Raw genomic sequence first — 19,029 nt, 5'->3', positions numbered from 1 at the left:
TTTTTAAACCTGTTAAATTTTCATTTTAGTATTTAAATTTTTTAAAAGTAATTTTAAGAAATAAAAGTTCATTAAAGTAAACTATAATGTTCGTTTTTTAAAAACATTATTAACTTCCCTTAAATTAAACTTACTTCCTCACTACCAAAAAACTCTATTACTCTTCCCTTCTTTTCTTTAAATTTATTTTTTTAAGTAAATAAATTAACAAGATTATAAATATTTTGTACATTTGTTAACCATATGGTTAAACCGTGTAGTTAAAATGAAAAAAACTAAGGACAAAAATACTGAAGAACAAATATTAAATGCCGCAGAAAACATATTTCAGTTTAAAGGAATGGACGGTGCTAGAATGCAAGAAATAGCAGATAAAGCCGGAATAAACAAAGCAATGCTTCATTATTATTATAGAAGTAAACAATTACTTTTTGAAGCCGTTTTTAAAAAGGCTTTTTCATTAATAGCGCCACAAATAAATACTATTTTAAATGATGATTCTTCTATTGAAGATAAAATAAAAAATTTTACATCTAACTATATCCCATTTATTATAAAACATCCATATTTACCTAATTTTATTTTTCAAGAACTTAATAGAAATACTGAGTTTGTTTCCGAAATTCAAAAAAACATTGAACTTCCTAACATTAATAAATTTAAAATTAAATTAAATGCTGAGATTGAAAAAGGGATTATTATACCTATAAAAGCAGAACAATTATTCATTAATATATTAGCACTAAACATATTTCCCTTTATAGCTGCTCCTTTAATTAAAGCGATAACAAAAATAGATAGTGAAGCTTACCAACAATTAATTGAAGACCGAAAAACAGAAGTTTCAACCTTTATTATCAATTCAATAAAATCAAAATAATGAAGCAAAAAATACTAATTTTATTAACGTTACTTAGCATTCCTATCTTTGCACAACAATCCATTACATTAGAAGAATGTTATAATTTGGTAACCGTAAATTACCCATTGGCTAAACAATCTCAATTATTGGATACGCAAAACCAATTAGACAATAATGTAATTTCGAACGCTAAATTACCGCAATTTAATTTGGATGTTCAGGCAACATACCTCTCTGATGTAATTGAGTTCCCACTTGCAATGTCAGGTATAGAACCTTTAAATAAAGACCAATATCGTGCAACTTTATCTGTAAATCAGCTTATTTATAATGGAGGTGCAACAAACGCATTACTAAATGTAAAATCAGCACAACTTAAAACAAAACAAAAACAAATTGAAGTAAACCTATATCAGTTAAAGCAACAGATAAACCAATTGTACTTTTCTATACTCCTTTCTCAAGAAACTTATTTGTTGTTAAAAGTAAAAGAAAACCAATTACAAACTAAACTTAAAGAAGTAAAATCAGGTGTTAAATATGGTGTATTGCTTCCTGCTTCAGACAAAGTTTTAGAAGCTGAATTATTAAAAATAAATCAACAGTTTATTGAAGTTGAAAATAATAAAACATCACTAATTGAAACACTTTCAAGTTTAATTGACAAACCCTTAAATATTTCAACCATCTTTAAAAACCCGCTGGTTGAAACTCCTTTAAACACGGTTATAAACAGACCAGAACTGGAATTATTTCAGTTTAAAAAAGATGAAATTGAAAATTCTAAAACTTTAATTTCAAAAAAAAATTCACCAAAATTACTTGGCTTTGCTACTGGTGGCTATGGAAATCCTGGATTAAATATGTTAGATAATTCATTTCAACCATTTTATACGGTTGGTGTTAAACTAAACTGGAATGTTTTTGATTGGAATACTAACAAAAATGAACGTAAATCATTAACCATAAACAAAGACATTGTGGATAATGAAACTGAAGTTTTTAAATTGAACACTAATATAGAGCTGAATAAGCAACAACAAGAAATTGAAAAAATTAATTCTATTATCACTTCAGATGAGAGCATTATAAAACTTAGAAAAGAAGTGTTACAATCTTCAAATTCTCAGCTTAAAAATGGGGTTATTACACCATCAGCTTATATTACAGAGCTCACCAATTTATATGAAGCCGAAAATGCGTTGGTAAAACATAAAATTCAGCTACAACTAGCAAAAGCAAATTATAATATCATAAAAGGACATTAATTTTTAAGAGATGAAATACTACAATTATATTTTAGTAATAAGCATTATTACAACAAGTTTATTTTCTTGTAAAGACACTAACGGAAAAGCAGATGGTTATGGCAATTTTGAAGCTACGGAAATAACTATTTCAGCCGAAAACAATGGGAAATTAATGCAGTTTAATGTTAATGAAGGTGATATACTTAAAAAAGACATGTTTTTAGGTTATATAGATACCATTCCGTTAGCTTTAAAAAAAGAACAATTATTGGTTTCTAAAGCTGTAATTAGTTCAAAATCTAAAGGTGTTTTATCACAAATTTCTGTTTTAAAAGCCCAATTAAAAACTGCAAATACAAATAAAGTTAGAATTAACAATTTAATTAAAGACAACGCTGGTACACAAAAACAATTGGATGATGTTCTAGGAGAAATGGATGTTATTAAAAATAGAATTAAAAGTGTAGAAATTCAAAATGCTCCAGTAGTAAATGAACTTAAATCTATTGATGTTCAGCTGAAACAACTAGACGATCAAATTTCAAAAAGTAAAATAATTAATCCTGTTAATGGAACAGTTTTAACCAAATACTCAGAACCTAATGAGATCACTTCTTTTGGGAAACCACTTTATAAAATAGCAAATTTAAGCACAATGCAATTGCGTGTTTATATTAGCGAAACTCAATTAGCAAACATAAAAATAGGTAATGAAGTAACTGTGAAAATTGATGACGCAACTGCTATGAAATCTTATAACGGTACAATTAGTTGGATTGCTTCAGAAGCAGAATTTACACCAAAAATAATTCAAACAAAAGAAGAACGTGTAGCGTTGGTGTATGCTGTAAAAATAGATGTTAAAAATGATGGTAGTTTAAAAATTGGAATGCCTGCAGAAATGTGGATTTCTAAATAATATGCACTAAAAAACGTAAACCTGAACTTGATTCAGGTTCACATCAAGATTAAGAATTAATAAGATTCAAAAACTAGTTAATAGTATCGAAATTTTACAATATATAATAAGTATCTCTATGAAAAACATATATAAAACAGCTTCAATACTTGCATTTATAATTGGCGCAATGTCAATATTTGCAGGCTCAAAAGTACTGTTAGGAATTGACACAAAAAACTACACAGTGCTCAACTGGTTAGTAATATATAATGTGATTTTTGGATTTATTTCAATCATTGCTGCTTATCTTATTTGGTTAAAACATAAATTCACAAAAAAAGCAATTGTTTTTATACTTGCATCACATTTAATGCTACTTTTTTATCTCTATTTTTTTAATAAAAATGTAGCCTCAGAAAGTATCAATGCAATGGTTTTTAGAACTAGTATTTGGGTTGTAATTGCGCTTTTAACTTTAGCTTTTAAAAATCAATCAGAATGAAAAAATCAACACAACTATTTTTTGCTGTAACAATCCTATTTTTCACAATTTCTTGTAAAAATACTACCGAAAAAAAATCTGTACAAGAACAGCCTCAACAAACTGAAGAACAACAACATAATAATGCAGAAGAACTTCAATTAAATAACGGTAACTTATGGGAAGCCAATTCTGAAACTACTGAAGGAATTAATGCAATGCTACAATTAATGTCCGATTTTTCCGAAGTTGAAAACCCAGAAGCTTATGAAATGCTAAAACAAAATTTAGAAACGCAGTTTAAAACAATTGTACAAAAATGTACTATGACTGGGGAAGCGCACAATCAATTGCATGTATTTTTAGTTCCTATGAAAGGTTTATTTAACGGTTTAACCGCTTCAGATCTTAAAAATAGCAAAGCGCATTTCAACAAATTAAACACACATTTAAAAACCTATAAAACCTATTTTGAATAAGCTATAATGAGTATTTCTCTTAAAAATATTAGCAAGTCTTACAACAAAGTAAACGCTGTACAAAACATTACTTTTAATGTTAAACAAGGCGAACTATTTGGACTTATAGGTCCAGATGGCGCTGGTAAAACAACTTTATTCCGTATTTTAACTACTCTTTTAATTCCTAGTGAAGGAACAGCTTCAGTTGCAGGTTTTAATGTAGTGAATGATTATAAAAGCATTAGAAATAATGTTGGATATATGCCTGGTAAATTCTCATTATACCAAGATTTAACGGTTGAAGAAAACCTAGATTTCTTTGCTACCATTTTTGGTACTACCATTGAAGAGAATTATGATTTAATTAAAGATATTTACATTCAAATTGAACCCTTTAAAAACAGAAGAGCCGGTAAACTTTCTGGAGGAATGAAACAAAAATTAGCCTTGTGTTGTGCTTTAATTCACAAACCAAAAGTGTTGTTTTTAGATGAGCCAACTACAGGTGTTGATCCTGTTTCAAGAAAGGAGTTTTGGGAAATGTTGAAACGTTTACAACAAAAAGGAATTACTATTTTAGTCTCAACTCCTTATATGGATGAAGCCGAACTATGTGATAGAATTGCATTAATTCAAGATGGAAAAATTTTAGAGATTGATACTCCAAAAGCTATAGTAAAACACTATCCAAAACCTATTTACAATGTACGCGCAAATGATATGTATCAACTTTTAAAAAGTTTAAATGATTACTCGCACAACCACAGTGTATATCCCTTTGGTGAGTTTGTACATTATACAGATAGCAGATCAGATTTTAAACCAAAAGAATTAGAACAGTATTTAGAGTCTAAAAATTTATTGGATATAATAATAAATAAAACAGCACCAACCATAGAAGATACTTTTATGGAATTAGCAAAATAATGAGCAATAATAAAGTTATAGAAGTTGAAGGTTTAACCAAAATGTTTGGAGATTTTATCGCTGTAAATGCGATTACTTTTAACGTTGAGAAAGGTGAAATATTTGGTTTTTTAGGAGCAAACGGAGCTGGAAAAACAACAGCAATGAAAATGCTAATTGGTATTTCCAATCCAACTTCTGGAGCTGCAAATGTAGCTGGTTTTGATGTATTCACAAATGCTGAAGACATTAAGAAAAACATAGGTTATATGAGTCAGAAATTTGCTTTATATGACGATTTAACCGTTAAAGAAAATATTACCTTTTTTGGAGGTATTTATGGTTTATCAAGAAAAAAGATAAAAGAAAAATCAACTATTTTAATTGAAGAATTAGGATTACAAAATGTTTCAAACCAATTAGTAGGCTCATTACCATTGGGTTGGAAACAAAAAATAGCCTTTTCAGTAGCATTATTACACAATCCTAAAATTGTATTTTTAGATGAGCCAACTGGAGGTGTAGATCCTATTACCAGAAGACAATTTTGGGAAATGATTTACAAGGCTGCTAACCAAGGAACCACCATTTTTGTAACCACACATTATATGGACGAAGCAGAATATTGTGACCGAGTATCAATAATGGTAAACGGGAAAATTGAAGCTTTAAACACACCTAAAAAATTGAAAGAACAATTTAAAGCTAAAAGTATGAATGATGTTTTTTTAAAATTAGCAAGAGGATGAAACAAGGTTTAACAAAATTTAAAATCTCTATTAAAATTATACAAACGTGAAAAGATTTATAGGCTTCATAAAAAAAGAATTCTACCATATTTTTAGAGATAAACGTTCATTGTTTATTCTCTTTGGAATGCCAATAGCTCAAATTTTACTTTTTGGATTCGCTATTACTAATGAAATTAACAATGTAGATATTGCTGTTTTAGATCATTCTAAAGATGCGACAACTAAAGAAATTATCAATAAAATATCTGCATCAAAATATTTTAGTATCGATCAATTTATTGAAAAAGAATCAGACATAAAATCGGTTTTTAAAAAAGGTAAAGTAAAAGCCGTTTTAAATTTCGAAAAAGATTTTAGCAAAAATTTAATAAAAGAAAATCATTCAAATATACAAGTAATCACAGATGCTACGGACCCAAACACAGCCAATACCATAAGTAATTATGTGAATGCCATTCTTCAAAATTATCTTAGAGAACAAAATAAAAATAGTACTTCTGCTTACCAAATTACACCGCAATCTCGTATGGTATTTAATCCTGAGTTAAAGAGTGTATATATGTTTGTTCCTGGAGTAATGACTATAATTCTTATGTTGGTTTCTGCAATGATGACTTCAATTTCTATTACCCGAGAAAAGGAACTAGGTACTATGGAAATTTTATTAGTATCTCCGTTAAAACCTTTACAAGTAATAATTGGTAAGGTGTTTCCTTATATCTTTCTATCTATTATAAATGCTGTTGTTATCATTATTTTAAGCTTATTTATTTTTAAAATGCCTGTTCAAGGAAGTTTATTTTTATTAGGATTGGAAAGTGTACTATTTATAATTACATCATTAGCATTGGGTATTTTAATTTCAACCATATCAGCTACACAGCAAACAGCAATGATGATATCTTTAATGGGACTAATGTTACCCGTTATTCTATTATCTGGTTTTATTTTCCCCGTTACAAGTATGCCTTTACCATTACAAATTATAAGTAACATTATTCCCGCTAAGTGGTTTATTATTATTATTAAAGCAATTATGCTAAAAGGTGTTGGGCTACAATATATATGGAAAGAAACTCTTATTTTATTGGGAATGACAGTGTTTTTTATTGGCTTGAGTGTTAAAAAATATAAAATTAGACTAGAGTAATGAAAACAATACTTTATATCATACAAAAAGAGTTTAAGCAAATCTTTAGAAATAAAGCTATGTTGCCTATAATATTTGTAATGCCTATAATTCAGCTTTTAATATTAGCAAACGCAGCTACTTTTGATGTTAAAAATATTAAATTTGGGTATGTAGATTATGATCATACAACAACATCAAGGGCTTTAATTGAAAAATTTAATGCTTCTACATATTTTAATGTGTTAACTAATTATCCTACAGAAAAATTTGCGAATAACGCCATACTTAAAGGTGAAGTTGATGTATTAATAACAATTCCCTCTTATTTTGAACGCGATTTACAAGTTGAAAAGAATAATAATATAGGAGTAACTATAAATGCTATTGATGGAGCTGCTGCAGGTTTAGAAAATGTATATGTTACACAAATAATTCAGAGCTTTAATAAAAAGCTAAAAATTGAATTAATGCAACCATCTGATATGCAAGTTCAATCTATTAACATCACTACTATTCCTTCCTTTTGGTATAATAAAACATTAAATTATAAAACCTTTATGGTTCCCGGTATATTAGTTTTATTGGTTACTATGATTACCTTATTCCTGTCAGGAATGAATATTGTTAGAGAAAAAGAAATTGGAACCTTAGAGCAAATTAATGTTACACCAATTAAAAAAAGTCAATTTATAATTGGTAAACTTTTTCCGTTTTGGGTAATTGGTTTAGGATTACTAACAGTAGGATTAATAATTGCTAAACTTGTTTTTAATGTTCCAATGATTGGTAGTTTAGGCCTAATGTATTTTTATACATCCATTTACATTTTAGTAGTTTTAGGAATTGGTTTATTTATTTCAAACTTTACAGACACACAACAGCAAGCAATGTTTATTGCATGGTTTTTTATGGTTATTTTTATTTTAATGAGTGGTTTGTTTACCCCAATTGAAAGTATGCCAATATGGGCGCAATATATTACTGACTTTAATCCTATAAAATACTTTGTAGAAGTAATGAGAATGGTAATGTTAAAAGGATCTGGTTTTGTAGATATTATACCTCAATTATTAAAAACATTACTTTACGCTTTTATAATGAATGGATTAGCTGTTTGGAGTTATAAAAAAACAACATAAATTTTTTAAAACATTTTTTTCGATAAGTTCTAATTTCTTTAACAAAATAAAAGTATCTTACTATTAATAACTTAGCAAATATGAGAAAGTATTTTTATATCTTTATTTTGGCATTTTTTTTTATTCCCTCTACTTATTCGCAACAAATAAAAAATGATTCTTTAAAATTAGAACTTATAAAAATAGCATTAATTAATCAAAGTGACAGCTACGTTACTTTTCCAACAGATATTGGCGCTATTGCTCCCCTATTGTTTGAAGCTAATGTTAGTCCTAGTTTTGTAATAAAAAAACGAAAAGATTCCAGGTTAATGGGGGTTTTCACTCCCCAAATAATTATAAGAATGTACAATGAATATTCTTATCCAGTACGCACACCTAGTTATATACCCCAACTAACATTTTACTATTTAACAGGGAATAAACAAGCTTCAAAAAAACTTACTTTATTTGGTAGAATTGCACACCATTCAAACGGGCAGGATGGAAATTTCTTTAACGAAGATGGAAATATTAATTTAAATACAGGGAGTTTTTCAACAAATTTTATTGAATTAGGTTTTATCAATTCATCATTCAGTAAATCCTTAAATGCTTTTAATTTTTTTAAAAGCTCAATTGAACTTCACCCAAAAAATTGGATGATTAGAAATTTACATGGAGTTTATAGCGGGTTTAGGTGGAAAAACACATTTCAGGCTATAAAACTTCCTTTTCCAAACTTAATATCCGAAAAAAGACCTGCCATTTCTTTAAAATTAGAAACTACCTGGATGTTTGATGCTATAAATAATTTAGATACTTTTAACATAAATAGATTAAATGCAAGTCTAACAATATATTACCATCCAAAATTTTTAGAAGATATTGGATTATTTGTTCAATTTTACCATGGCAATGATTATTACAATATTAATTTTCAAAATAGATTAGATATTATAAGATTTGGACTAATGACTGAAATTTTACGCTTTTAAGAACAACTAACTAATAAAACATGAACGATATAATTGTAAACGTTAAAAAAAAATCGGGTGAATTAGAACCCTTTTCAACACAAAAATTAAAAACCTCATTAAAAAATAGTGGAGCAACTCCACACGAAATTGAAAAAATCATTATACGTATTGCCCCAGATTTATACGATGGAATTTCAACAAACTTAATTTATAAAAAAGCTTTTCGTTTATTAAAAAAAAACAACCGAATTTCTGCTTCAAAATACAGTTTAAAAAGAGCTATTTTTGAATTAGGACCAACTGGTTTTCCTTTTGAAAAATTGGTAAGCGCATTATTAAAGCAAAAAGGATATAAAACTAAAATTGGTGAAATATTAAAAGGAGCATGTATTACCCATGAAATAGATGTTTTAGCTGAAAAAGATGGTAATGTTTATACTGTGGAATGTAAATTTCATAAAGATTCTTCAGCTGTAAATAATGTGAGAATTCCTTTATATATAAATTCTAGATTTATTGATGTTCAAAATATTTGGAATAATTCAGATAAAACAACCCACTTAAAACAAGGTTGGTTGGTAACCAATACACGATTTTCAAAAGATGCAATAGACTACTCAAAGTGTGTAGATTTAACGTTGTTAAGTTGGGATTATCCTATAAATAACGGAATAAAAGAAAATATTAATAAATATGGTTTATATCCCATTACCACTTTAACAACTTTAACAAAAAAAGAAAAATCACATCTTATAGAAAAAGGTATTATTTTGGTAAAAGAGCTTTCCGAAATCCCTAATTCACTTAATCAACTATCTATCTCAGAAAAACAAAAAGGATTAGTTTTAGATGAAATACATATGTTATGTAATTCATAAAATAAAACTTTATACTATACAAAACTAGCTCTTAATTTAAATACACCACTTAATCTAAACCTCAAATTCTATTTAATTACCTATAAGTAAATGAAGTTTCTATTAAAACCCATTTTAAAGAATTATATTATAAAAAAATACTTATTTACAATTAAAAACAAAAAAAGCCCATCATTTATGATGGGCTTTTTGAAAACTTGAAGTATATGTATTAGATAACTTTTACGTTCACTGCGTTTAATCCTTTGTTTCCTTCTTGTAGATCAAATTCAACTTCATCGCCTTCACGAATTTCATCAATTAATCCTGAAATGTGTACAAAGTGGTCTTTTTCAACTCCTTCTTCTGTGATAAATCCAAATCCTTTAGTTTCATTGAAAAACTTTACTGTTCCTTTACTCATTTTAATGTAATTTAATTTATAATACTTAATTATGGCGCAAATGTAACGCTAATTTTTTGATAAACAATACTATAATTTAATTTTTAATTTATTTTTTAATATTTCATCAGAAAAGTCTAAACTAGACTTAGCTATTTAGATCAATTTTCATTTTATTAATATTTAAGTTTTTCAGCAAAACCAATAAATTAGGATACATTTTATAATGATAACCTAAATTATCCTTCCTAAATTCTTTAATTGCTTGCTCTTTAGACCAATTATCAACAACCATTCTATAAGCTGCTATAATAGTTCCTGTTCTATCTGATCCGTGCCAACAATGCACCAAAACTGGTTGATCCGAATTTTTAATAACACTTAAAGCTTTTAAAATATCATTTTCATTTAAAAGTTTTGTCTTAATTGGATGGTGCACCAAATTAAAATTGAAGTCTTTAGCTTTTTTTATGTTATTTTTAAGTCGTCTTAAATTAAGAATAGTCTTCACTCCTATTAATTCAACCTCCTTAAAACCTTTTTTACTTGGTTGTTCCGATCTATACAGAACTTCATTAACTTTATATAAATTTTTAAAATGTTTTGACTCTACCTTTTTAAGTGTTAATTCTTGAGCGTAACTACAATTCATTATCCCAAAACAAAACACCACTACTGTTAATAATTTTCTCATTTAATTATTTTTGAAATTAGTTATCAAAAATGATGCAAAACAGCTTAATTATTTATACTAATAGTATTTGTAGGTTTTATTATTGACTTTTAGATTAAAACGATATAAAACAAACCTCCTAATAAAAAAGTATCAATAAAATATGAATGATATAATTCAAAAATCTCAAGATAAATAAAAATGGATATTCTAGAACTAAGTGCCTTACTGTAAAAACGCATACTAGTTTTGTTGAAGGTTCTATAACCGATATTCAGTCTAAACAAATTTCGAAATTAAAAAATAGGGATATTAATTTTTTTTTAGAGTATATAAATATTGACTTAAGATTAATTCAAGAATTATTAGGTCATGCAAGACCTGAAATAGGTTTCCTAAAAATTAAAATATTAATTATAGTCACTTATGAAAACACAAAATGAACACTGACTAAAAAAAACTATATAACTCTAATCAGAATAACAGAGAAATTAGACGTTATATTAATCGCTTCCAATAAAAAAATTAGCTAAAATTAATCTTAATAAAGTATGTTAATGGTTAAGCCTATTTAACATAATTCTTTGGTTTTAAGACAATATTGGCAATGTTTTAGTCTTAAATCTTTATACTATCAATGAACCATTAAAACAAATAACATGGGAATGATTAAAGATAGAAAGAAATTCAAAAGAACAAAACAACAGACGCATCCAACAAATCCAACTGGTAATATTAATCAATTAAATGACCATTTTGATATTGAGAAGACTACAATAAAAAAACAACAAAACAAAAAATAAAAAACAACGAAACAAATATGAAAAGACATAAAGTAAGTGATACAATAGAAAAAAACCTAATAAGGATTAAAAAGCATAGAAAAGCAGCAAAACATTTACAAGCGGCTTCAAAATTCCATCTAGAAGCCGCCTCCCATTATGAAGAAGGAAACCATCAAAAAGCGGAAAAAAGCACAATTGCCGCCCATGGTCAAGTAACCCTTTCCAATAAAGCTCAAAAAACAGGAATAAAGCAACAAGGAATAGTTTGTTAATTCATTAGAATATTGACTAAAAGCAGCCTTAAACTAAAGATTTTTTTAATTTTAAAAACCTATAGAAAATAGAATCTAAAAATAACCTTAATTAGAACATCCGATTGACTACCTTAAAAACTCAAGAGGATTATCCAGAACTGATTAAATACATGGATAAAATACCAAGAAACTTCCAATCGAATACTAACAAAGGTGTCAGTAACAAAGCACTAAAATATTATCTAGATTCCTTAAATAATTTATTAGAAACTTATGCAAAAGAACATTAAAAAACTATAAAATATGACAATCCAAATAAATACAGACAAAACTCTTACGGGAGAAAAAAGAAGTTCCGATTTTTTTATTTCTCAAATTACTGAAGCATTACAAAGGTTCGAATCTCATATTACCAGAATAGAGGTTCATTTTAAAGATGAAAATGGGAAAAAGGATGGATTTAATAGTATATCTTGTCTACTAGAAGCCAGACTTGAGGGCAAACAACCTATAGCTATCACGAATCAGGCAAACACCATGGATATGGCTGTAACCGGTGCTATTGATAAAATTAAAACCGCTATAGAAAGTATTCTTGGAAAAATTCAAAAACACTAAAACTTAACATAATGAAAAATAATAATTTAGGTATCTGGATGGATCATTCAGTTGCTAATTTAATTGATATAAATTCAAAAAACGAATCACGAACTATTGTCTCAAAATTTACTTCAGAAACAAAAGAAGAAGCATTAAATACAAGCGAAAGCCTTATGCATAACAAAAGACAGCAAATGCATGAAGCATATTACAAAGAAATAGCAGATGAAATTATAAAATACAACCATGTGCTTTTGTTTGGGCCAACAAACGCAAAAGTAGAACTGCACAATTACTTAAAAAAAGATTTACATTTTAAGAATATTAAAATTGACATTGAACCAAGAGATAAAATGACCGACAATGAAAAAGATGCCTTTGTAACAAATCATTTCAAAAATATATAAATATAAAAATGCCCAAGCAGTAATTAAGAAAATAGTCAATTAAACGCTCTTATAGCAATATTTATAAAACAATGTAGTAACAATTTAAAATGACATACACTATTATAATTGCGTTTTGCTCGCTACTACTTATAGCATACATATTTAATCTCACTGCTTCAAAAACCAATATACCCTCCGTAATTCTACTGTTATTATTAGGTTGGAGTATAAAACAAGTCACCCTCCTTTTAAAATTTGAACTTCCTGACTTTACTGAACTGTTACCAATATTGGCAACAATAGGTCTTGTGCTAATTGTACTTGAAGGTTCATTAGAATTGGAATACAATAAATCAAAGGTTGGTCTAGTGAAAAAATCCCTGATGGGAGCATTATTTCCAATGGTAGGAATGGCATTATTACTTGCTTTTATGTTTCAGTATTATGGTAATTATTCCTTTAAAATTAGTTTAATTAATGCCATTCCCTTATGTATCATTAGCAGTGCTATAGCAATTCCCAGCGCTAGAAACTTGACAACATTTGATAGGGAATTTACGACCTATGAAAGTAGTTTATCGGATATTTTAGGAGTCCTATTTTTTAATTTCATTGCTTTAAATGAAAGTATTGAACTATCATCTTTTGGATTCTTTGGTTTAAAGTTCGCTATCATGATAACTGTTTCTTTTATTGCTACAATTGTGCTTTCTCGCTTACTCAGCAAAATTGATCATCATGTGAAGTTTGTTCCTATAATTTTATTAGTAATTCTCATTTATGCTATTTCTAAAGTATACCACCTTCCCGCTCTTATTTTTATCCTAATTTTTGGATTATCTATTGGTAATTTAGGAGAATTTAAGCGTATAAAATGGATAAATAAATTTGATACAAAGGATATTAGGGATGAAATTCAAAAATTTAAAGCGCTTACAATTGAAGGTGCCTTTCTAATTCGTGCATTGTTCTTTATCCTTTTTGGTTATATGCTAAAAACTTCTGAAATTCTTAATACAAAAACTTTAATATGGTCTTTAAGCATTGTAACTATAATTTTTGTTCTTCGTGTAATTCAGCTTAAATCATCAAAACTTAAATTGACTCCTCTACTGTTTGTAGCGCCAAGAGGACTTATTACTATCCTACTATTTTTGGCTATTGATCCTAATGACAGTATCTTAATAGTTAATAAGTCTCTAATTATTCAAGTAATTATTATATCATCATTAATTATGACATTTGGTATTATGTTTACTAATAAAACTAGAAAAAAATAATAAGAGAAAAACTATAATGAATAAAACACTACCGTTAACAATGTTAACCGTTGCACAAGGCAATAAAAATTAGAAAATACTACTCAAAAAACTCCTTACCTACGATATATAGAGAGGGTAAATAGCAAGAAAGGAAACTATATTAATGATAATTCACTTTTCCTAGCTCTTATAATATTTTCTAAATAACCATATCATTAAATTAATATTTCTTCTTCAATAATCCAAGTATTCCTTTATATTTGATTCAACTTGTGCAACAAGCACAAAATTAAAAACCAATAAAACCACAATTTATATCTATTAATACTGTAAGTGAAGTAAATTCTATTTTTAATATAGATTCACCAAATCCCACATTAGTCTCTGTGATTCGTTTAAACGATCCTAATATTCGTAAGAGTTTTGATAATAAACATTTTATTATCAACCTATGTTGTATTTCCGTAAAAGACATTTCTTTATATGATTTCAGTTATGGGAGAAACAAGTTCGATTTTGAGAGTGGCACAATGATGTTTATTGAACCTGGTCAAATAATTTCACCAGGAGTCGTACAAAAGGGTAAAATGATGAAGGTTGGATGTTGTTTTTTTATCCAGATTTAATTCGATAAACTCAGCTTTCCAGTAAAATTAAGCCTTACGATTTCTTTTCATACAACCTATATGAAGCCTTATATTTATCTAAAAAAGAACGCAACGAAATCAAACTATAGGTAGAAAATATTGAAACAGAATATATTCAAAATATAGATAGACACAGCCAAAATGTAATTGTTTCAACTATAGAATTAATCTTAAGTTATGCCACACGTTATTATGAACGTAAGTTTTTTACACGGTCGGTTTTTAATAAAGATAAAGTAAGTTAGTTTGAAGAATTGCTTGCTTCTTATTGCGATTCTATACAGCTGAAAGAATTGAGAATTCCTTAGAGTTTGAATATCCACAGTATTTTAGTACCCTTTTTAAAAAGAAAACACTGTTAAATCCAAGTGAGTTTCGATTTTTAAACTAAATACTCTCAATGCCTAAAACTTTATTAAAAAAAAATAGCAGTCAAGGACTAAATCAATTGTTTAGTTCTTTTCTGCTATCTTTGTTATAAACCTAAAAATGGTACACAACTCTGCTATTTTTCATACACAAACAAGTTGACAGTAATTAAATCACAGACTTTAGAATTAATATAGTATTTAATAAAACTGAAATAGCAAAAAATTAATTTCTAATAAATATATGGAAATAGACCAAATTATTGATAATATATATCCCCTATCAACAAAATCAAAAAACTTAATAAAAAAATCGATAATTGAAGTTAAATTTCCAAAGGGGCATATTATATTTAAAGCAAATAAAATAGAAACAAGTATTTATTTTATCAAAAAAGGAATAGCAAGAGCATATGCTTATTCAGATGATAATCAAATCACTTTTTGGTTTGGCAAAGAAGGAGATCCTATTGTTTCCATGCAAAGCTATGTTAACAATCAAAAAGGGTATGAAGATGTTGAATTATTGGAAGATTGTGAACTCTATGAATTAAAAACAGAAAAACTCCATAAACTCTTTTTAAAAGATATTGAAATTGCAAATTGGGGACGCAAATTTTCAGAATTAGAACTAATTAAATCGGAAGAGCGACTTATTTCTTTACAATTTAATACCGCAACCGAAAGATATTTAGCACTTCTTAAAAATTATCCTAGCATTATACAACGTGTACAATTATCTCATATAGCTTCCTATTTAGGCATTACCCAAGTTAGTTTAAGTCGAATTAGAGCGAACATAAAATAAATTTATTTTTTTATCATTTGTTAAATAGTTTCTCCAAAATGTTTAAGAGTTTTGCGCTGCAGTATTATTCTCTATTAAAGGTTATACTTTTTAAAAAATGGAATAATCTAAAAACTAACTTTAAAATAAAATTAAAAATGTCAAATACAATAAAAATTAAAACGTTTCTTTTTCTATCCTTATTTACGGTTCTTCTTATGGGCTGTAAAAATAAAAGCAACTCAGAGAAATCCATAGTGAAAATAGAAACAAAAGCATTAAAAAAGATATTATTTGTAGTTACAAGTCATAGTGAAAAAGGAAATACAGGCGAAAAAACAGGTTATTATTTAGGAGAAGTTTCTCATCCTTGGGATGTATTACATACTGCTGGTTACGAAATAGATTTTGTAAGTCCAAAAGGTGGAAAAGCACCTGTAGATGCATTTGATATGACTGATGCTATCAATAAGAAATTTTGGGATAACGACGTGTATCGCAATAAAATTGAAAACACAAAAAAACCGAGTGAAGTAAATCCGGATGATTATGTAGCCATTCATTATGCAGGAGGTCACGGAGCTATGTGGGATTTTGCGGATAATACAGAAATTGCTGAAATAGCAGCGAAGATTTATGAAAACAATGGTGTAGTAAGTGCCGTATGTCACGGAACTGCTGGCCTTGTAAACATTAAATTAAGCGATGGATCGTATCTTGTGGATGGTAAAAAAGTAAATGGTTTTACCAATGAAGAAGAGGTTAAAATAAAATTAGAGGATGTAGTTCCTTTTTTACTTGAAGAGAAGTTAAAAGAACGAGGCGCTATTTTTGAAAAGTCTGCTCCTTTTACTAAACACGTAGTTGCTGACCAAAGATTAGCAACTGGGCAAAATCCACAATCTGCTTCAAGTGTTGGAAATGCAACTTTAAAGGAATTACAAAAACTAAACAAAAGTGTAAAATAAATGAGTGGAGAAAAAAATTTAGAAGCGCTTTTAAAATCAATGAAACCGAAACACAATGTAGGTGAATTTGTATTTTGTAAAACAGATAATTTGGGTGAAATAAATTTGAGCCAAATTATAATGACATTCAAAGAGGAAGAAAGCATTACCATTATTGCTGAAAAGAATGTTGCAGACAAATTAAATTTAGACTATTCTTTTGTTGCTTCCTGGATTACACTTACAGTACATTCTTCCTTAGAAGCAGTTGGTTTAACAGCTGCATTTTCAAATGCATTATCCAAAAATGGAATTAGTTGCAATGTTGTTGCAGCCTATTATCACGACCATATTTTTGTAGATAAAAAAGATACAGACAAAGCAATGGAAATTTTGAATGAATTTTCAAAATAAAGAATTCACTGTTTGTAAAAAAGAAATTAATAACAAATGAATTGGATATTATTAATAATTGCTGGACTTTTTGAAGTAGCTTTTGCTGCCTGTCTTGGAAAAGCAAAAGAGGCAACAGGAATTGAATCAACCTATTGGTACATTGGTTTCTTGGTTTGTTTAGTAATGAGTATGGGGCTTCTTTTAAAAGTTACGCAACATTTGCCCATTGGTACATCGTATGCAGTTTGGACAGGTATTGGTGCTGTAGGAACTGTTCTGGTTGGAATTCTTATTTTTAAAGAACCAGCAACATTTTGGCGACTATTTTTTATTACAACATTAATTGTTTCAATTGTTGGACTGAAAGTAGTTTCGCATTAAACCGATTAAAATATTTCATAAAACATACTGCCAACATACGGTAAAATTAATTGCTCGTGCAAGCCTACTTTCAAAAATTCTTAAGGATTTTAATCGTTAGGCATATTTAAGAACAAGACATGCTAACCTTAACTTCTGAAAAGAATATTAGTGTTAGCGTTTTTTTTATTTAGTTTTTTAGAACTTCCAATTCTACTAATTTACAACTTACATCATTTCGTTGCATTCCACTAACCTCAAATAAGGCATTAAAGTGTTTTGATTTACTTGGTAATTGTTGTTTAAATTCGGCAAGCCATTTATTGTTGGTAAATTTATTAACAGTTGCCATTACTCCAATATCGTTATTTGAAACAAAATACAATGCACATTTTCCGTTATTTAAAGTAGTGTAAGACACCATAGCGTATTCAACCTTTAGATTATTGCCAAATTTAGTGTTGTAAACTTTTTCATTGCTATCATCTTTATATTTAAAACCATCTCCAAAGGTTGTAAACACTTTGCTACTTTGTAAAAATAAAGATTTTGAAAGATTCATTGTTTTATACTGTCCTACAAAAAGAATATTATGATTTTGAATATCTTCATATTTAAGTTTGCTTTCCAGTTTAAGATCAAATTCGTTTTTATTGAATTCAAACCATTTACTAAGAGTATTAACAGTATATGGCGCCATTTTAGACATTAAAGTATAATCTGTTGGTTTTAATTCTTTATTATGATGTTTTTGAGTGTATTTTATAAAGTCATTATAATTGTTAATTTCTGGGTAAGAAATTCCATACATTTTACCATCTTCCATTTTTTCATGAACAATAAATTGATCAGAAATTATGAGTAGGTTTTCAGATGTTTTTTCAAAATAAGGCTCCCAAATAAAATTTGGTTTTGTAACAATCGTTTTAATAATAAAAAATGAAATAAGCGAAAGTAGAATTACACCAAGTAAAAGTTTTATATATTTAATTTGAATAGTTACAGTTTCGGTTTTTCCAGTCTTCGATTTAAAATATTCATCAGCCGATAAAAAGCTTAAATTGTATTGCCCTTTTTCAATATCAAATATTACAATTTCCTTTTTACCATCAGTTTCATAATACTTCGAGAGTTTTTTTCGCAACTTATACATCTTAGAGCGAACCGTACCATCATTTTTATTGTTAACATAATTCTCTCCAAATAAATCTGCTCCAATGGTATATTCCTTTAAATCTTCTCCTACTATGGCTTTTTCAACTAAATATTTCAATAAACGTGAATAGGTTGATGATCGTACAAAAAGTTCATGCAATTTAATGCGGTTTAGTGCTTCGTTTATTTCTTTTCTTTTTTCAGTTGAAATCATCCTTTCAAAAATAGAATTTGAAGTTGAGATTAGAAAGAAAAGAACGCTGTTTTTTTCAAAGCAATATTTTGAATTCAAATTTAAGTAAA

At 27.9% G+C, this 19,029-nt stretch carries 23 protein-coding genes; 20 read left to right on the top strand and 3 right to left on the bottom strand.

The genetic code is table 11. From position 1 onward, the window contains the following. The first annotated feature begins 265 nt into the window (after window positions 1-265). The 11 genes from DAD81_RS07575 (at window position 266) to DAD81_RS07525 (ending at window position 9,721) form a co-directional block, all read left to right on the top strand. Window positions 266-880 carry a TetR/AcrR family transcriptional regulator gene (locus DAD81_RS07575; protein WP_111707650.1) on the top strand — a complete coding sequence of 205 codons (615 nt, stop codon included), beginning with the start codon at window positions 266-268 and terminating at the stop codon, window positions 878-880. Further along, entirely contained in the window at window positions 880-2,130 is a 1,251-nt protein-coding gene (locus DAD81_RS07570; RefSeq protein WP_111707649.1) for a TolC family protein, read from the top strand. Before DAD81_RS07575 ends, DAD81_RS07570 begins: the two co-directional genes overlap by 1 nt. A 10-nt stretch (window positions 2,131-2,140) precedes the next feature. After that, window positions 2,141-3,031, top strand: coding sequence for an HlyD family secretion protein (locus DAD81_RS07565; RefSeq protein WP_111707648.1), 891 nt, complete (start codon window positions 2,141-2,143; stop codon window positions 3,029-3,031). Between the two features lie 118 nt (window positions 3,032-3,149). Beyond that, a complete protein-coding gene (locus DAD81_RS07560) occupies window positions 3,150-3,515 on the top strand; it encodes a hypothetical protein (RefSeq protein WP_111707647.1) in 366 nt (121 codons plus the stop codon). Then, a complete protein-coding gene (locus DAD81_RS07555) occupies window positions 3,512-3,973 on the top strand; it encodes a hypothetical protein (protein ID WP_111707646.1) in 462 nt (153 codons plus the stop codon). Before DAD81_RS07560 ends, DAD81_RS07555 begins: the two co-directional genes overlap by 4 nt. Window positions 3,974-3,979: 6 nt before the next feature. Beyond that, a complete protein-coding gene (locus tag DAD81_RS07550; RefSeq protein WP_179950034.1) occupies window positions 3,980-4,882 on the top strand; it encodes an ABC transporter ATP-binding protein in 903 nt (300 codons plus the stop codon). Beyond that, window positions 4,882-5,610, top strand: a complete 729-nt coding sequence (locus tag DAD81_RS07545) for an ABC transporter ATP-binding protein (protein WP_111707644.1) — start codon at window positions 4,882-4,884, stop codon at window positions 5,608-5,610. Before DAD81_RS07550 ends, DAD81_RS07545 begins: the two co-directional genes overlap by 1 nt. A 46-nt stretch (window positions 5,611-5,656) precedes the next feature. Next, window positions 5,657-6,763: an ABC transporter permease gene (locus DAD81_RS07540; protein ID WP_111707643.1), complete on the top strand. Its 1,107-nt coding sequence runs from the start codon at window positions 5,657-5,659 to the stop codon at window positions 6,761-6,763. Further along, window positions 6,763-7,884: an ABC transporter permease gene (locus DAD81_RS07535; RefSeq protein ID WP_111707642.1), complete on the top strand. Its 1,122-nt coding sequence runs from the start codon at window positions 6,763-6,765 to the stop codon at window positions 7,882-7,884. The genes DAD81_RS07540 and DAD81_RS07535 overlap by 1 nt, the downstream gene beginning before the upstream one ends. 80 nt (window positions 7,885-7,964) lie before the next feature. Beyond that, window positions 7,965-8,861, top strand: coding sequence for a hypothetical protein (locus DAD81_RS07530; protein WP_111707641.1), 897 nt, complete (start codon window positions 7,965-7,967; stop codon window positions 8,859-8,861). Window positions 8,862-8,881: 20 nt separating this feature from the next. Then, window positions 8,882-9,721 (top strand): restriction endonuclease, encoded by an 840-nt coding sequence (locus DAD81_RS07525; RefSeq protein WP_111707640.1) that lies wholly within the window; start codon window positions 8,882-8,884, stop codon window positions 9,719-9,721. Window positions 9,722-9,932: 211 nt separating this feature from the next. Here DAD81_RS07525 and DAD81_RS07520 read toward each other — a convergent pair whose 3' ends face one another. Next, window positions 9,933-10,124: a cold-shock protein gene (locus DAD81_RS07520; protein ID WP_101045874.1), complete on the bottom strand. Its 192-nt coding sequence runs from the start codon at window positions 10,122-10,124 to the stop codon at window positions 9,933-9,935. A 127-nt stretch (window positions 10,125-10,251) separates the two neighbouring features. Continuing rightward, window positions 10,252-10,797, bottom strand: coding sequence for a dual specificity protein phosphatase family protein (locus tag DAD81_RS07515; protein ID WP_111707639.1), 546 nt, complete (start codon window positions 10,795-10,797; stop codon window positions 10,252-10,254). A 638-nt stretch (window positions 10,798-11,435) separates the two neighbouring features. Between DAD81_RS07515 and DAD81_RS20810 the strand changes: the two genes are divergently transcribed. From DAD81_RS20810 to DAD81_RS07475, 9 genes are all read left to right on the top strand, one after another. After that, window positions 11,436-11,579: a hypothetical protein gene (locus tag DAD81_RS20810; RefSeq protein ID WP_179950033.1), complete on the top strand. Its 144-nt coding sequence runs from the start codon at window positions 11,436-11,438 to the stop codon at window positions 11,577-11,579. 17 nt (window positions 11,580-11,596) lie between these two features. Next, entirely contained in the window at window positions 11,597-11,833 is a 237-nt protein-coding gene (locus tag DAD81_RS07510) for a hypothetical protein (RefSeq protein WP_111707638.1), read from the top strand. Between the two features lie 285 nt (window positions 11,834-12,118). Next, window positions 12,119-12,433 carry an HPF/RaiA family ribosome-associated protein gene (locus DAD81_RS07505; RefSeq protein ID WP_111707637.1) on the top strand — a complete coding sequence of 105 codons (315 nt, stop codon included), beginning with the start codon at window positions 12,119-12,121 and terminating at the stop codon, window positions 12,431-12,433. 11 nt (window positions 12,434-12,444) lie between these two features. Further along, window positions 12,445-12,822: a hypothetical protein gene (locus DAD81_RS07500; protein ID WP_111707636.1), complete on the top strand. Its 378-nt coding sequence runs from the start codon at window positions 12,445-12,447 to the stop codon at window positions 12,820-12,822. An 89-nt stretch (window positions 12,823-12,911) separates the two neighbouring features. After that, window positions 12,912-14,084 carry a cation:proton antiporter gene (locus DAD81_RS07495; RefSeq protein ID WP_111707635.1) on the top strand — a complete coding sequence of 391 codons (1,173 nt, stop codon included), beginning with the start codon at window positions 12,912-12,914 and terminating at the stop codon, window positions 14,082-14,084. A gap of 1,241 nt (window positions 14,085-15,325) precedes the next feature. Beyond that, the gene (locus tag DAD81_RS07490) at window positions 15,326-15,889 is read left to right on the top strand and encodes a Crp/Fnr family transcriptional regulator (protein ID WP_111707634.1); all 564 of its coding nucleotides are present in this window, start codon (window positions 15,326-15,328) and stop codon (window positions 15,887-15,889) included. Between the two features lie 137 nt (window positions 15,890-16,026). Beyond that, window positions 16,027-16,836 carry a type 1 glutamine amidotransferase domain-containing protein gene (locus DAD81_RS07485; protein ID WP_245949192.1) on the top strand — a complete coding sequence of 270 codons (810 nt, stop codon included), beginning with the start codon at window positions 16,027-16,029 and terminating at the stop codon, window positions 16,834-16,836. Next, window positions 16,837-17,229 carry an ACT domain-containing protein gene (locus tag DAD81_RS07480; protein WP_111707632.1) on the top strand — a complete coding sequence of 131 codons (393 nt, stop codon included), beginning with the start codon at window positions 16,837-16,839 and terminating at the stop codon, window positions 17,227-17,229. A 36-nt stretch (window positions 17,230-17,265) separates the two neighbouring features. Continuing rightward, on the top strand, window positions 17,266-17,592 hold the full coding sequence (locus tag DAD81_RS07475) for a DMT family transporter (RefSeq protein ID WP_111707631.1): 327 nt from the start codon (window positions 17,266-17,268) through the stop codon (window positions 17,590-17,592). A gap of 169 nt (window positions 17,593-17,761) precedes the next feature. On the opposite strand, the gene DAD81_RS07470 is transcribed toward DAD81_RS07475, so the two are convergent. Next, on the bottom strand, window positions 17,762-18,940 hold the full coding sequence (locus tag DAD81_RS07470) for a hypothetical protein (protein WP_111707630.1): 1,179 nt from the start codon (window positions 18,938-18,940) through the stop codon (window positions 17,762-17,764). Between the last annotated feature and the right edge of the window lie 89 nt (window positions 18,941-19,029).

Origin of the sequence: Lutibacter citreus (assembly GCF_003260195.1) — a bacterium.
Classification (GTDB): Bacteria; Bacteroidota; Bacteroidia; order Flavobacteriales; family Flavobacteriaceae; genus Lutibacter; species Lutibacter citreus.
This window is presented reverse-complemented; position numbering and strand designations above follow the sequence as displayed.

Bases quoted from the DNA above. Each gene is read 5' to 3' on its own strand.
- DAD81_RS07575 (WP_111707650.1), top strand. From the start codon at position 266: ATGAAAAAAACTAAGGACAAAAATACTGAAGAACAAATATTAAATGCC.
- DAD81_RS07570 (WP_111707649.1), top strand. From the start codon at position 880: ATGAAGCAAAAAATACTAATTTTATTAACGTTACTTAGCATTCCTATC.
- DAD81_RS07565 (WP_111707648.1), top strand. From the start codon at position 2,141: ATGAAATACTACAATTATATTTTAGTAATAAGCATTATTACAACAAGT.
- DAD81_RS07560 (WP_111707647.1), top strand. From the start codon at position 3,150: ATGAAAAACATATATAAAACAGCTTCAATACTTGCATTTATAATTGGC.
- DAD81_RS07555 (WP_111707646.1), top strand. From the start codon at position 3,512: ATGAAAAAATCAACACAACTATTTTTTGCTGTAACAATCCTATTTTTC.
- DAD81_RS07550 (WP_179950034.1), top strand. From the start codon at position 3,980: ATGAGTATTTCTCTTAAAAATATTAGCAAGTCTTACAACAAAGTAAAC.
- DAD81_RS07545 (WP_111707644.1), top strand. From the start codon at position 4,882: ATGAGCAATAATAAAGTTATAGAAGTTGAAGGTTTAACCAAAATGTTT.
- DAD81_RS07535 (WP_111707642.1), top strand. From the start codon at position 6,763: ATGAAAACAATACTTTATATCATACAAAAAGAGTTTAAGCAAATCTTT.
- DAD81_RS07530 (WP_111707641.1), top strand. From the start codon at position 7,965: ATGAGAAAGTATTTTTATATCTTTATTTTGGCATTTTTTTTTATTCCC.
- DAD81_RS07525 (WP_111707640.1), top strand. From the start codon at position 8,882: ATGAACGATATAATTGTAAACGTTAAAAAAAAATCGGGTGAATTAGAA.
- DAD81_RS07520 (WP_101045874.1), bottom strand. From the start codon at position 10,124: ATGAGTAAAGGAACAGTAAAGTTTTTCAATGAAACTAAAGGATTTGGA.
- DAD81_RS07515 (WP_111707639.1), bottom strand. From the start codon at position 10,797: ATGAGAAAATTATTAACAGTAGTGGTGTTTTGTTTTGGGATAATGAAT.
- DAD81_RS20810 (WP_179950033.1), top strand. From the start codon at position 11,436: ATGGGAATGATTAAAGATAGAAAGAAATTCAAAAGAACAAAACAACAG.
- DAD81_RS07510 (WP_111707638.1), top strand. From the start codon at position 11,597: ATGAAAAGACATAAAGTAAGTGATACAATAGAAAAAAACCTAATAAGG.
- DAD81_RS07505 (WP_111707637.1), top strand. From the start codon at position 12,119: ATGACAATCCAAATAAATACAGACAAAACTCTTACGGGAGAAAAAAGA.
- DAD81_RS07500 (WP_111707636.1), top strand. From the start codon at position 12,445: ATGAAAAATAATAATTTAGGTATCTGGATGGATCATTCAGTTGCTAAT.
- DAD81_RS07495 (WP_111707635.1), top strand. From the start codon at position 12,912: ATGACATACACTATTATAATTGCGTTTTGCTCGCTACTACTTATAGCA.
- DAD81_RS07490 (WP_111707634.1), top strand. From the start codon at position 15,326: ATGGAAATAGACCAAATTATTGATAATATATATCCCCTATCAACAAAA.
- DAD81_RS07485 (WP_245949192.1), top strand. From the start codon at position 16,027: ATGTCAAATACAATAAAAATTAAAACGTTTCTTTTTCTATCCTTATTT.
- DAD81_RS07480 (WP_111707632.1), top strand. From the start codon at position 16,837: ATGAGTGGAGAAAAAAATTTAGAAGCGCTTTTAAAATCAATGAAACCG.
- DAD81_RS07475 (WP_111707631.1), top strand. From the start codon at position 17,266: ATGAATTGGATATTATTAATAATTGCTGGACTTTTTGAAGTAGCTTTT.
- DAD81_RS07470 (WP_111707630.1), bottom strand. From the start codon at position 18,940: ATGATTTCAACTGAAAAAAGAAAAGAAATAAACGAAGCACTAAACCGC.